Annotated in this window: 13 protein-coding genes; 7 read left to right on the top strand and 6 right to left on the bottom strand. The window is 69.0% G+C overall.

Features of this window, described 5'->3' with window-relative positions:
* Window positions 1-4 precede the first annotated feature (4 nt).
* From AOM45_RS44170 to AOM45_RS44155, 4 genes are all read left to right on the top strand, one after another.
* Window positions 5-829 carry an alpha/beta fold hydrolase gene (locus AOM45_RS44170; protein ID WP_030473258.1) on the top strand — a complete coding sequence of 275 codons (825 nt, stop codon included), beginning with the start codon at window positions 5-7 and terminating at the stop codon, window positions 827-829.
* A gap of 114 nt (window positions 830-943) precedes the next feature.
* A complete protein-coding gene (locus AOM45_RS44165) occupies window positions 944-1,693 on the top strand; it encodes an asparagine synthase-related protein (RefSeq protein WP_051784697.1) in 750 nt (249 codons plus the stop codon).
* Window positions 1,694-1,767: 74 nt separating this feature from the next.
* Window positions 1,768-2,928 carry a glycoside hydrolase family 88/105 protein gene (locus tag AOM45_RS44160; RefSeq protein ID WP_035913716.1) on the top strand — a complete coding sequence of 387 codons (1,161 nt, stop codon included), beginning with the start codon at window positions 1,768-1,770 and terminating at the stop codon, window positions 2,926-2,928.
* A 10-nt stretch (window positions 2,929-2,938) separates the two neighbouring features.
* On the top strand, window positions 2,939-3,514 hold the full coding sequence (locus AOM45_RS44155; RefSeq protein ID WP_030473255.1) for a nucleotidyltransferase family protein: 576 nt from the start codon (window positions 2,939-2,941) through the stop codon (window positions 3,512-3,514).
* Here AOM45_RS44155 and AOM45_RS44150 read toward each other — a convergent pair.
* On the bottom strand, window positions 3,502-4,110 hold the full coding sequence (locus AOM45_RS44150) for a C39 family peptidase (protein ID WP_030473254.1): 609 nt from the start codon (window positions 4,108-4,110) through the stop codon (window positions 3,502-3,504). The genes AOM45_RS44155 and AOM45_RS44150 overlap by 13 nt on opposite strands.
* A gap of 217 nt (window positions 4,111-4,327) precedes the next feature.
* Here AOM45_RS44150 and AOM45_RS44145 point away from each other — a divergent pair, with 217 nt between their 5' ends.
* Entirely contained in the window at window positions 4,328-5,278 is a 951-nt protein-coding gene (locus tag AOM45_RS44145; protein ID WP_030473253.1) for a MarR family transcriptional regulator, read from the top strand.
* Here the strand turns inward: AOM45_RS44145 and AOM45_RS44140 are convergent.
* Window positions 5,275-5,457 (bottom strand): hypothetical protein, encoded by a 183-nt coding sequence (locus AOM45_RS44140; protein WP_030473252.1) that lies wholly within the window; start codon window positions 5,455-5,457, stop codon window positions 5,275-5,277. The two genes, AOM45_RS44145 and AOM45_RS44140, sit on opposite strands and share 4 nt — an antisense overlap.
* Window positions 5,458-5,559: 102 nt before the next feature.
* On the opposite strand from AOM45_RS44140, the gene AOM45_RS44135 reads away from it, so the two are divergent.
* Window positions 5,560-6,300, top strand: coding sequence for an SIS domain-containing protein (locus AOM45_RS44135; RefSeq protein ID WP_081902752.1), 741 nt, complete (start codon window positions 5,560-5,562; stop codon window positions 6,298-6,300).
* 79 nt (window positions 6,301-6,379) lie between these two features.
* Window positions 6,380-7,939, top strand: a complete 1,560-nt coding sequence (locus AOM45_RS44130) for a penicillin-binding transpeptidase domain-containing protein (RefSeq protein ID WP_081902751.1) — start codon at window positions 6,380-6,382, stop codon at window positions 7,937-7,939.
* 221 nt (window positions 7,940-8,160) lie between these two features.
* On the opposite strand, the gene AOM45_RS44125 is transcribed toward AOM45_RS44130, so the two are convergent.
* From AOM45_RS44125 to AOM45_RS44110, 4 genes are all read right to left on the bottom strand, one after another.
* On the bottom strand, window positions 8,161-10,008 hold the full coding sequence (locus tag AOM45_RS44125; protein WP_156094420.1) for an ABC transporter ATP-binding protein: 1,848 nt from the start codon (window positions 10,006-10,008) through the stop codon (window positions 8,161-8,163).
* Between the two features lie 90 nt (window positions 10,009-10,098).
* Window positions 10,099-10,911: an enoyl-CoA hydratase/isomerase family protein gene (locus AOM45_RS44120; protein ID WP_372497492.1), complete on the bottom strand. Its 813-nt coding sequence runs from the start codon at window positions 10,909-10,911 to the stop codon at window positions 10,099-10,101.
* Window positions 10,912-10,970: 59 nt separating this feature from the next.
* Entirely contained in the window at window positions 10,971-11,180 is a 210-nt protein-coding gene (locus tag AOM45_RS44115; RefSeq protein ID WP_030473247.1) for a helix-turn-helix domain-containing protein, read from the bottom strand.
* A 175-nt stretch (window positions 11,181-11,355) separates the two neighbouring features.
* Window positions 11,356-12,984, bottom strand: coding sequence for an ABC-F family ATP-binding cassette domain-containing protein (locus AOM45_RS44110; protein ID WP_030473246.1), 1,629 nt, complete (start codon window positions 12,982-12,984; stop codon window positions 11,356-11,358).
* Window positions 12,985-13,112 lie beyond the last annotated feature (128 nt).

Here is a 13,112-nt window from a genome sequence, read left to right as displayed (position 1 = left end):
ACTCGTGATCGAGCACCTCAGCATCCCCACCGAGGCAGGCACCTTCGACGCCATCGCATCCGGCCCCGAGGACGGCCGCCCGGTGCTGCTGCTGCACGGTTTCCCCGAGGCCGCCATCGAGTGGGAGCACCAGGTCGCGGTGCTCGGCGTGAACGGGTTCCGCGCGGTCGCCCCCGACCAGCGCGGCTACTCCCCCGGCGTCCGGCCCGAGCAGGCGTCCGAGTACACGGTCACGCACCTGGTCGGCGACGTGATCGCGATGGCGGACGCGCTGGGCTGGGGCACGTTCGACCTCGTCGGGCACGACTGGGGTGGCGCCGTCGCGTGGTGGACCGCGATCGAGCACCCGGACCGGCTGCGCAGCCTCGCCGTCTTCTCGACTCCGCACCCCGGTGCGCTCAAGACCGCGCTGCAGACCGACGAGGAGCAGCGGATGCGGTCGCAGTACATGCTCGACTGGCGGGAGCGCAGCACCGAGAAGCGCATGCTGGACAACAACGCGCACGCCCTGAAGCAGATGTTCGAGTGGCGGGTCCGGCCCTCCCACGTCGAGGAGTACGTCCAGCGCCTGAGCGAACCGGGCGCGCTCACCGCCGCGCTGAACTGGTACCGCGCCGGCAAGCCGCACGGTGCCGCGGACAAGGTCGGCGTCAAGACCATGTACGTGTGGAGCACCGAGGACGTGGCGTTCGGGTCGGCCGCCGCGTTCGAGACCGAGAAGTGGTGCACGGGCGCGTACCGGTTCGAGATGGTCGAGGACGTGAGCCACTGGATTCCCGAGGAGATCCCGGAGGCGGCGAGCTCGCTGCTGCTCGAACACCTCGCCTGAACCCCGATTTCCGCTTGCGGCAACTGCCGGAAGCGGAAGCCGTTCTGCCTGGTCAGCGACTCGGCCTCCTCGTTACGTTCAGTTTGCGCGCCGATCGACGAGCAGAGCCTCGCCGTGCGACTGCTGTTCCCGACGCCGCATCCGTTGCTGGAACGGACGATGTGGCGTGGTGTGGAGTGCGTGCCGTCCGGCAGCGCGCTGCTGGTCGACGGCGACCGCGCACGGCTGCACCGCTGGTGGCGCAACCCCGAACCGGTGCGCGGCATCGCGGAGTCCGCCCCGCTGATCAGGAATGCGCTCGCCCAGGCCGTCGACGTGCGCACGCGTCGTGGTGGGACTGTGGCGTGCGACCTGTCCGGCGGGCTCGACTCCACCTCGATCACGTTCCTCGCCGCCCGGTCGGACGCGCGGATCGTCGCCAGCACCTGGCCCTCGCTCGACCCGGCCGACGAGGATGTCGCGTGGGCGCGGCGGGCCGCGGCGCACCTGCCGGAGGTCGAGCACGTCGTGTGGCCTCCCGAACGCATCCCGCTGGTGTACGACAACCTGCTCGGCATCGACGACCCGATGGACGAGCCGACCATCGGCACGATGGACCGGCCGCGGCTCCTCGAAGACCTGAACGGCTTGGCGGACAAGGGATGCCGCGTCGGGCTGACCGGCATCGGCGGTGATCACGTCGCCTGGTGCTCCGAGGCGCACTACCACTCGATGCTGCGGAGGCGACCGTTGTTCGCGATCCGGCAGCTGCGGGCGTTCCGCGCGTTGTTCCACTGGCCGCTGCGGCCGATGATCGCGGCGCTCGCCGACTCGCGGTCCTGCGGTGCGTGGCTCGCGGACGAGGCGGACGACGTCACCGATTAGGTCTAGACATCGGAGTTGTCCCTCGGTTAGGTCTGGAGTGCCGCCGCCACGGCACGCCCCTTGGAGGGACATCCATGACCACGTCCAGGCGCGACTTCGTCAGACTCGGCGGCGCCGCACTCGCCGGTGGCCTCGCACTCGGCACGGGTACGGGCACGGCCTCGGCCGCGGACCGGATCGACTGGTCCGTCGAGGTCGTCGAGTCGACGATGAGGCAGTACACGCCGGAGACGCTCGGCGGCTGGGGTTACACGCGCGGCCTGTACCTGTGGGGGCAGTGGCTCGTCTTCCAGCGCACGAAGAACAAGAAGTACTTCGACTTCATCAAGGCGTGGGTCGACCGGTTCGTGGGACCGGACGGCAGGTTCAACCGCTCGTTCACCCACCTCGACTCGATGCGCGCGGGCCAGCTGTTGCCGTTGCTCTACAACGCGACCGGTGACGTGCGGTACCGCGTGGCGTCGACGCAGATCCGTGAACGGCTGAACACCTACTCGCGCACCAAGGAAGGCGGCTTCTGGCACGCGGAGGGCGGCACGCGCGACTGGCAGAACTGGTCCGACGGTGTCTACATGGTCGTCCCGTTCATCATGCGGCACGGCTACACGTTCGGGGAGAAGGACTGGGCAACCGCGGAGGCGCTCAAGCAGCTCTTCGTCTACGCGAAGAACCTCCAGCACGAGAGCGGCCTGTTCCACCACGCCTACGACGAGTCCCGCACGGTGAGCTGGGCGAACCCCACGACCGGGGTGTCGCCGGAGTTCTGGGGCCGCGCGATGGGCTGGTACGCGATCACGTGCTGCGACGTGCTGGAGGATCTGCCGCGCACCCACCCCGACCGGCCGAGGCTGATCGCGATCCTGGCGAAGCTCGTCGCCGCGCTCGCGAAGCACCAGGACCGCAGGACGGGACGCTGGTTCCAGGTCGTGGACAAGGGAACGCACCCGGAGAACTGGACCGAGACGTCGTGCTCGTCGATGTACTCGATGGCGATCTCCCGCGCGGTCGAACGCGGCTACGTCTCGCGCAAGTACGACGTGGTGGCGCGACGGGGCCATCGAGGCGTGCTGGACCGCGTCAAGATCAACGCTGACGGCCTCACCGAGATCTCGGAGATCTGCGTCGGCACGAACGTCGGTGACCTGCCGTTCTACCTCGCGCGGCCGCGGGCGGTGAACGACCTGCACGGCATCGGCGCGTTCCTGATCATGAACGAGCAGTTCCAGAAGAGGTAGTTTCACAGGCATGCGCGTGGCCGGTCTCCTGCTAGCCGCGGGGGCCGGCCGCAGGTTCGGCACCCCGAAAGCCCTCGTTCCCCTCGACGGCAAGCTGTTCGTCGACTCGGCCGCCGAGCTCCTGCGGGCCGCCGGCTGCGAACCGGTCGTCGTCGTGCTCGGCGCCCGGGCCGGCGAGGTCAGGGCGAAGGCCGCGCTGGACGGCGTGACCGTGGTCGACAACCCCCACTGGGAGACCGGAATGGGGTCGTCGCTGCGCACCGGCCTGCACGCGATCGGCACCGCGGACGCCGTGCTCGTGCTCCCCGTGGACACTCCCGGCGTCACCGTCGCGGCCCTGCACCGCCTGATGGAGCTGGCCGAGCCGAACGTGCTCGCGCGTGCCACCTACGACGGCGAGATCGGGCACCCGGTGCTGATCGGTTCCGGCCACTTCGCGGGCGTGATGGCGTCGGCGGCGGGCGACCAGGGCGCGCGGGACTACCTCAAGGCCAACACCGTCCGCCACGTCGAGTGCGCTGACGTGGCGGACGGTGCCGACGTGGATCGGCCGGAGGACCTCAGGCCCGGAAATCAGGCGACGTAACGGCGGAGCTTGATGCCCGACGAGACGCTGGACACGCTCAGCCACGCGAGCCGCCCGCCCGCGTAGGCCGGGTCTGCCACGGCGAACTCGTTGCCGCCCGCGCGGTAGCCGACGATGGTGGCGTAGTGACCGCCGGAGTAGCTGCGGCCGTTCAGGCGGATCACGTTGATCACGACGGCGTGGCCCTTGTTGGCGTTGTAGATCACGTCCTCCTTGAGCCGCTGCTTCAGCTGCGTGTCGCTGGACCACTGCTTGACCTGGTAGTAGGTCGAGCCGGTGTAGTGGTCGAGAGCGCTCTCGAGGTTCTTGATGTTCGGCAGGCCGTCGGTCGTGACCTTCATGTAGGAGGCCAGCGTGGACTGCTCGACCTTCTTGCCGCGCGCGGTCAGGGCGATGCGGGCGGCGGCAGCGGAGCACCAGTAGCCGGTCTTCTGGACCTGGAACTCGTACGGCAGAACGCCTTCGCCCTGGACTGCGAGCTCGGCCGCGGCCGGGATGACGGTCTCGCCCGGCGCGGCCAGCGCGACCGGCGCGGTGAGGATCGTCATCGCGACACCGGCGGCCGCGACCGCCCCCGTGATCTTCGCGAGCTTCATCGTTCGTTCCCCTCAGTGGTGGCGCCGACCCCCTGGCGCGGCGCTCGGCGAAAGCTTGGCGGCAGCCGTGATCGGGTCGCCACCACCTTCGGCCAAGCCCGAAAAAGCCAGGTAGGACCACTCAGGACCGCGTCAACACCCACTCAGGGGTGGCCGTTGGGACCGAGTCGTCTCGAATCCGGTACAAGCCCCGTGACGCTGTGCCAGTCTGCTTGCCGTGTTGCGTGTCCACTTCACGGCGGAGGACCTGGCGAGGGTGCGAGTCGCCGCCGGTCCCGACCCGATGTGGGAGATCCTGCTGAGCCTGCACGTGCTGCGGCAGCGTTCGGCGGCACCGGTGTTCGGCACGTGGCGCGCGGCCGTGCGGACGACGTTGCCCGAAGACACGCGCTGGCTCATGCAGCTCGCTCCGCCGGTCGGCTACTCCCCCGACTTCCTGACGCCCACCGCCGGCTCGTGCGCGGTGGACGCCGGGATCGACGCGGTGCTGTCCACGCCGCTGGAGTCGTTGCGCGCGGATCTCGCCCACCTGGGCAGCCAGCAGCGCCTCGACCCGCGCACCCACCGGCTGGCCGGCGGTGACGTGGCCACTTTGGACTCGCTCGGTGAGGCGTTGCGCGCCTACCACGGGCGCGCGCTCGCGCCGATCTGGGACGAGGTCCGCGCCGTCGTCGACGCGGACCGCGCGGTGCGGGCGCGTTCCTTTCTGGACAGCGGCTGCGAGGGCATGCTGTCGGCACTGCACCCGACGATCTCGTGGGCGCCGCCCGTGCTGTCGATCGAGTCCCGCATCCCGCACCGCGACGTCCACCTGCGCGGTCAGGGGCTCGTGCTCGTCCCGTCGTACTTCTGCTGGGAGCGCCCGATCATGCTCCGCGACCAGCGCCACGCCCCGGTCCTCGTCTACCCGGTGGCCCGCGACCTGCACGTGACGAGCGCGGGCAAACGTTCGCTGGAAGCGTTGCTCGGCCGCACCCGCGCCGCCGCACTGGAAGTCATCGCGGGCGGCTGCACGACCACCGAACTGGCCCGCCGCCTCGGCATCTCCGCCGCGTCCGCCAGCGCCCACGCCACGGTGCTGCGCGACGCGGGCCTCGCCGTGGCCCAGCGCCACCGCAACTCGGTGCTCCACACCGCGTCGGCACTGGGCGTCGAGCTGCTCGCTTAGGGCCGTGTGCGCACCGCGGCCCGCGCGCACCCGAAAGCGACGACGAGCAGCGCCGACGCCACCCACACCGGCCACAGCTCGGAGTAGGTGACAGCCAGCGCGATGTTCGTGGCGCCCGCGGCCGCGAACACGGCCGTCAGCACCACCCAGAAGTAGAAGTGCCGTCTGATCAAACCCACCCCCGTCCGCCAGAGCCGTTCGTCCCTGTCATCGCGCCTATCGAGCTTTGTGGTACGCGGGTTACTGGTGAGGTCATCGATGATCCGGTACTACTGAGCCGCATGACGACCGACACCGTGCCCGGCTCCGACTACGGCAACCTCGTGCGCACGCACCTGACGCGCGTCGAACAGCAGAACGCGGCCGCGCTCGACGACGTGGCCGAGCTGGTGCTGGCCGCCGTGCAGGCAGACGGGATGATCCTCACCGCGGGCGCGGGCCACTCACTGGCGGCGGTCGCCGAAACCTTCTACCGGGCAGGCGGCCTGGCCTGCGTCCGCCCGATCTACCACCCGGAACTGCTCCCGATGCACGGCGCCATCAGCAGCACGTCCGCCGAACGCCGGTCGGGCCTCGCGAGCGAGGTCCTGCGCGAAGCGGGCCTGGCACCGCACGACGTCCTGTTCGTCTTCTCGACCTCGGGCGTCAACCACTACCCGGTCGAACTGGCCCAGGAGGCCGCCAACGCCGGCTGCCCGGTGGTGGCCGTGACCTCGGTGTCCGCCAGCGCCCAGGCCCCACGCCGCGCGGGCGTGACCCTGGCCGAGGTCGCCACCGTCGTCCTCGACAACCTCGTCCCACCCGGCGACTCGACCTACCCGGAACACGCACCGGTCACGGCGGCGATCTCCACCGTGGCCACCGCGTTCCTCTGGAACCTCCTGATGGTCCGCCTGGTCGACAAGGCAGCCGAAACCGGCGTCCAGCTCCCCCTGTGGCGCAGCGCGAACGTGGAAGGCGGCGACGCGGCGAACGCCGAGCTCCTCAGGCACTACCAAACCCGCATCCCGCAACTGGGTTGAGTAGCAATACTCAGTCCGCCCACGCCCCGCCGCGTTAGTCTCCCACCGGGGAAAGCACTTACCTGGGGGGATTTGACCAGTGGAGCAGAAGACTCGCAGATGGATCCTGATCAGCGGCGCGCTCGCCACCACCGCCGTCCTCGGCGTGGCGGGCGCGCTGCTGTGGGGCAGCGGCCCAGCCGACTCGACTGAGCAGCAACCGAAGAAACAGCCGGACTCACCGGCCCAGGTGGCCCAGTCGTTCGTGAACAAGGCCTTCACCGACCCCACCGCGGCGGGCCGGCTGACCGACGCACCAGACCAGGCGATCAAGGTCCTGGCCGCCACCAAGTCGGGCATGGAGACCTCCGCCTACCAGGCCGGCCTGGCGCCCGTGCAGCCACCGGCGGCAGACGCCACCACCGCGGAGATCGCGGCCTCCGTGACCTGGACGATGCCGAACTCGGCCCTGCTGAAGTACGACATCAAGATCCCGCTGCAACGCACGGCCGACACCTGGAAGATCCACTGGACCCCGGCCGTCATCCACCCGCAACTCACCGAGGGCGCCGCCCTCGTCTACCGCAAGGCCCTCGCCGACGGCGCCCTCCTGGGCAGAGACGGCAAGCCGCTCGTCCAAGGCACCATCCCGGACGGCCTCTACAAAACGATCACCGGCCAAGCAGGCGACCTGAAGGGCACAGAAGGCTGGGAGGTCGGCATCGCCAACGGCACGGCCTTCACCCAGCTGGACGGCAAGAAACCAGAGCCGGGCGAAAAGATCACCGTCACGATCGACCCGGCCCGCCAAGCAGCAGCCCAAGCAGCCGTGGACGCCCTCCCGCAAGGCGCGGCGATCGTCGCCGTTGAAGCCAACACCAGCGAAATCCTGGCCGTGGCCCAGAACAAGACCTTGACGGGCACCAACCCGTTCGTAGGCCGCTACGCCCCGGGCTCCACGCTGAAGATCGTCACCGGCGCCGCCGCCCTGAACGCAGGCCTCGTACAACCCAACACCTCAGTGGCCTGCCCAGCAGAGGCCACCATCGGCACCCGCCGCATCAAGAACGCGGACTTCGGCTACGACAGCCTCCCCTTCCACACGGCCTTCGCGGTCTCCTGCAACACGACGTTCGGCGAACTGGGCTCCAAACTCCCGCCGAACGCCCTCCCGGACATGGCCAAACGTTTCGGCCTGGGCGCCGACTGGACCATCGCGGGCGCCGACACCAACACCGGCAAGGTCCCACCGGCAACCGGCGACCAGCAGGTGGAGAACAGCTTCGGCCAGGGCAACGTGGTAGCCAGCCCGTTCGGCATGGCCCTGGTGGCCGCAACAGTGGCTTCAGGCACGACCCCGAGCCCCACCCTGATGCGCGGCAAGCCCCCGGTACCGAACGACGTGGCAGCCGCCCCACCCCAGTCGGTCCTGCAGCCCTTGCGCCAGATGATGCGTGAGGTGGTCACCGGGGGAACAGCCAAGCAGTTGGCAGGAATCCCAGGCCTGGCAGGCAAAACCGGTACCGCAGAGGCAGGCGGCGGCACGGCCCACGGCTGGTTCGTCGGCTACCAGAACAACGTGGCGTTCGCGGTGTTCGTGGAAAACGCGGGTTCGTCCCAGAGCGCGTTGAACGCGACAGCAGCCTTCCTCAAGGGGTAGAGCCGAAGCCGAAGGCGAGCCAGCACTCAGCGTCGGTTCCTGTGGGTTGGCCCAGTCACGAGTGACTGGGCCAACCCACAGGAATCCCACGCCCTGCGCAAGGCGCAGCCACCCAACGCGTCAGGCGTGCCGTCAGCCTGCCCGCAGTGCCGGCCAGATCGACGGGGTCCGGGGCAGAGCCCCACTCCCTGAACAGGAACCCGCCAGCCCGGCAAGACCACCTACGAAACCGGCGCCCCCACGACCGGCTCAGCGAACTGGGTGTTGTAAAGATCCGCGTAACGACCCTCCGCCGCCATCAACTCCGTGTGGGTACCGCGCTCGACGATCTCACCGTGCTCCAGCACCAAGATCTGATCGGCGCTGCGAATGGTCGACAACCGGTGCGCGATCACGAGGGCGGTCCGCCCCTCCAACGCCTCGGTCAAAGCCTCCTGCACAGCAGCCTCGGACTCCGAGTCGAGATGCGCGGTGGCCTCGTCCAGGATCACAACCCGGGGCTTGGCCAGCAACAACCGAGCAATCGTCAACCGCTGCCTCTCCCCACCGGACAGCCGATACCCGCGCTCCCCCACCACCGTGTCCAGCTGGTCGGGCAGCGACGCCACCAGGTCGAGCAGGCGCGCTCGCCGCAACGAGTCCCACAACTCGTCGTCGGACGCACCCGGCGCCGCGTACTCGAGATTCGCCCGGATGGTGTCGTGGAACAGGTGTCCATCCTGCGTGACCACACCGACAGTGGAGCGCAGCGAGTCGAACGACAGGTCGCGAACGTCCACTCCGGACAATCGGACCGCTCCGGAATCCACGTCGTAGAGCCGTGGCACCAGCGACGCCAGCGTGGACTTCCCCGCTCCGGACGATCCGACCACGGCGACGAGATGGCCTGCATCGGCCTTGAAACTGATGCCGTGCAACACCTCTTCCCCACCCCGAGTGTCCAAAGTGGCCACAGACTCCAAGGAAGCCAGCGACACCTTCTCCGCGGACGGATACGCGAACCGAACGTCCGAGAACTCCACCGACACGGCCCCGGAAGGCACAGTCCGCGGATCGGGCTTCTCCTGGATCATCGGCTCCAGGTCCAGCACCTCGAACACCCGCTCGAACGACACCAACGCCGTCATCAGGTCGACTCGAGCGTTCGCCAACGCCGTCAACGGCGCATACAACCGAGTCAGCAGCAACGCCAACGACACCACGGCACCGGCAGCCAGGTGCCCGGTCAGCGCCAGGTATCCACCGAGCCCGTACACCAGCGCCTGAGCCAGCGACGACACCAGCGTCAGCCCGGTCATGAACCACCGCGTCGCCATGGCGGTCCGGATCCCGATGTCGCGGACCTTCGCCGCCTTCTCGGAGAACTCCTGCTCCTCGCGGTCCGGTCGCCCGAACAGCTTCACGAGCGTCGCCCCCGGCGCCGAGAACCGTTCGGTCGACTGCGTGACCATCGAGGCGTTCAACGAGGAGGCTTCTCGCTGCATGTCCGCCATCCGCTTGCCCATGCGCTTGGCGGGCAGCACGAAGACGGGCAGCAACACCAGGGCAAGAGCGGTGACCTGCCACGACAACGTGAACATCACGCCCAGGGACAGCGCCAGCTGGATGATGTTCGTGACGAAACCCGACAACGTCGAGGTGAACGCGCGCTGCGCCCCGATCACGTCGTTGTTGAGCCGCGACACGAGCGCACCGGTGCGCGTGCGCGTGAAGAACGCGACGGGCATCTTCTGCACGTGGCCGAACACGGCACGGCGCAGGTCGTAGATCAGGCCTTCACCGATGCGCGTCGACTGCCACCGCTCGACGACGCCCAAGCCGGCGTCGAGCAGCGCGATGAGTGCGATCACGATCGCGAGCCACACCACGACGGAGGGCGCCGAGCCGTTCACGATCGCGTCGACCACGCGACCGGCGAGCAACGGCGTCGTCACCGCCAGCACCGACGAGATCACCGTCAGCAGCAGGAACACCAGCAGCTTCGCTCGATGCGGCCGAGCGAACGCCAACACGCGCCGGAACGTGCCGCGGCGCACCTTAGTCGGCGCGTCCGCGGTCGCCCCCATCATGAATCGCCAAGAGCTGTAGCCGTCCACGCTGACTAGAACAGCACAGCGGTCTGACAATTCCTTCGCGCGCGGCTAGGAACGCAGAAAAGTTCAGCTTTGGGCGGACATGGCCGCGAAAGACTGCAGCCGGCGCAGCTGTGCGGCGCGCTCCAGCGCGAGCTGTGCCTCCGGCGCGGGACCGGACGCCGCCGACGCGATGAGCGCCAGCGTCTCCGTGACGGCACCCGGCATCGGCTTCAGCACGGCGGCCACGAGCTCCTCGACGGCCGCGTCCAGACCGGAAGCGGGCACGACGGAGTTCGCGAGGCCGATGCGCAGCGACTCCTCGGCGGAGATCCGCCGGGAGGTCACGCACATCTCGGCCGCGCGCGAGTAGCCCACCAGCCGCACCAGGGGCAGCGTCCCACCGAGGTCGGGCACCAGACCCAGCCCGGTTTCAGCCATGCAGAACTGCGCGTCCTCGGCGAGCACGCGGAAGTCGCACGCCAGCGCCAGCTGGAAGCCGGCGCCGATGGCGTGCCCCTGCACCGCCGCGATCGTCACGCGTGCCGGGTCGCTCAGCCAGGTGAACCCGGCCTGGTACGAAGCGATCTTCGCGTCCGCCTCCGCAGCGGGCACCGACAGCAACGCACCCAGGCCACCGGGTTCGCCGTCGACCGGCTCACCGGTGAACATCCGGCGGTCCAGCCCCGCCGAGAAGGCGCGGCCGGATCCCCGGACGACCACGACGCGGACGTCCGGGTCCAGCTGTTCGCCGATGTGCCGCAGCGCCTGCCAGGTGGCGGGCGTCTGTGCGTTGAGCACGTCGGGACGATCGAGCGTGATCGTGGCGAGCGGTCCGGCAATCGCGAGCCGAACGCCACCGCGCTCGAGCACGCCAGCGTCGATGGAAGGCACTGGCACGGTCATTACCTCCGGCGAACCAGGGACTGGTTACCGGAGAGTAGCAGTCTGGGTTGGAGCTACTTCTTCTTCGTCCGGGTGGCGCCACCGCGACCGCGCAGCGTGACGCCGGATTCCGACAGAACCCGGTGCACGAAGCCGTAGGAACGCCCGGTGCTTTCAGCCAAAGCCCGGATGCTCGCGCCCTTTTCGTACTTCTTCTTCAGGTCAGCGGCCAGCTTGTCCCGCGTGGCGCCGGTGATCCGGGCACCCTTCTTCAGGTCAGCCACCTTGTCCCGCCTTCCGTACGAGCAGGTCGGGCCGTTCTACGGCCCCTGTCGTCGCAATGATCGAACAGGAACCGGCAGAACGCCAGGTGATCAAGCAAAGAGATCGCCGAACGGTCGATTCGATCACACTCAGTTGATCAAAGGACGCGCTCGGTAATCCTTTGAGGGGTGGAGATCACGCCAGCTGCACGAGCTCGAGGTAGTCCTCGGACCAGTGATCCTCCGTGCCGTCGGGCAGCAGGATCACCCGCTCGGGCTCCAGCGCCTCGACCGCACCGGGGTCGTGCGTCACGAGCACGACCGCTCCCTCGTACCGCCGCAACGCTTCGAGCACCTGCTCGCGCGAGGCCGGGTCGAGGTTGTTGGTCGGCTCGTCCAGCAGCAGCACGTTCGCGGCCGACGACACCAGACCGGCCAGCGCCAGCCGGGTCTTCTCGCCACCGGACAGCGTGCCCGCGGGCTGGTCGAGCTGCTCGCCGCTGAACAGGAACGTGCCGAGCAACGACCGCAGCCGCTGCTCCTGCTCGTCCGGCGCCATGTGCCGGATGTTCTCCCACACCGACGCGCCGTGGTCGAGCGTCTCGTGCTCCTGCGCGAAGTAGCCGATCTTCAGGCCGTGACCGGGCACGACCGAGCCCGCGTCCGCCTTCTCGCTGCCGCCCAGCAACCGCAGCAACGTCGTCTTGCCGGCACCGTTCAGGCCGAGCACGACGACCCTGGATCCCTTGTCGATGGCCAGGTCCACGCCGGTGAAGATCTCCAGCGAGCCGTAGGACTTGCTCAGACCCTCTGCCGTCAAAGGGGTTTTGCCGCACGGAGCGGGCGACGGGAAGCTGATCTTCGCCACCTTGTCGCTCTGGCGGACCTCGTCGAGACCGTCGAGCAGCTTCTGCGCGCGCTTCGCCATGTTCTGCGCCGCAACGGCCTTCGTGGCCTTCGCACCCATCTTGGCGGCCTGCGTCATCAGCGCGCCGGCCTTCTTCTCGGCGTTGGCGCGCTCACGGCGACGGCGCTTCTCGTCCGTCGCGCGGGCCTCGAGGTACTTCTTCCAGCCGAGGTTGTAGATGTCGACCTCGCCGCGGATCGCGTCGAGGAACCACACCTTGTTCACGACGTCGTCGAGCAGCTCGACGTCGTGCGAGATCACGACGAGCCCGCCGTCGTGGGACTTGAGGAACCCCCGCAGCCACATGATGGAGTCGGCGTCGAGGTGGTTGGTCGGCTCGTCGATCAGCAGGATCGTGCTCGACTTGGCCCCGATGCCGGCCTCGGACGCGGCGAACAGGATGCGCGCGAGCTCGACGCGGCGGCGCTGACCACCGGACAGCGTCTTGAGCTGCTGCTCGAGCACGCGGTCCGGCAGGCCGAGGTTCGAGCAGATGCGCGCGGCCTCGGACTCGGCGGCGTACCCGCCGAGCGCGGCGAAGCGCTCCTCGAGCTTGCCGTACTTGGTGACGGCGACCGCGAGCTCGTCGGGGTCGACCAGCTCCGCCATCTTCGACTGGGCCTTCTCCATGTCGCGGAGCAGCTGGTCGAGGCCGCGCGCGGACAGCACGCGGTCCTTGGCGATGACGGACAGGTCGCCCTCGCGCGGGTCCTGCGGCAGGTAGCCGAGCTCGCCCTTGCGCGTGACGGCACCGCCGTAGGGCTGGCCCTCGCCGGCGAGCACGCGAAGTGAGGTGGTCTTGCCGGCACCGTTGCGGCCCACGAGGCCGATGCGGTCGCCGGGCTGAACGCGCAGGTTGGCGCCGCTCACGAGAATGCGTGAGCCCGCGCGCAACTCCATGTCGGTTGCGGTGATCAAAAGAAACTCCGAGTAGAAAAAGATTCCGGGCACGGCGATGGATGGCACGTCCGGTTCGGCCTACTCCAGGAGGATCACGCTCCCAGTCTACGGGCTGACGGCCATCGAATTTCCCACCTGTGTCCAGC

This window comes from Lentzea aerocolonigenes (genome assembly GCF_000974445.1).
GTDB classification, from domain to species: Bacteria; Actinomycetota; Actinomycetes; order Mycobacteriales; family Pseudonocardiaceae; genus Lentzea; species Lentzea aerocolonigenes.
This window is presented reverse-complemented; position numbering and strand designations above follow the sequence as displayed.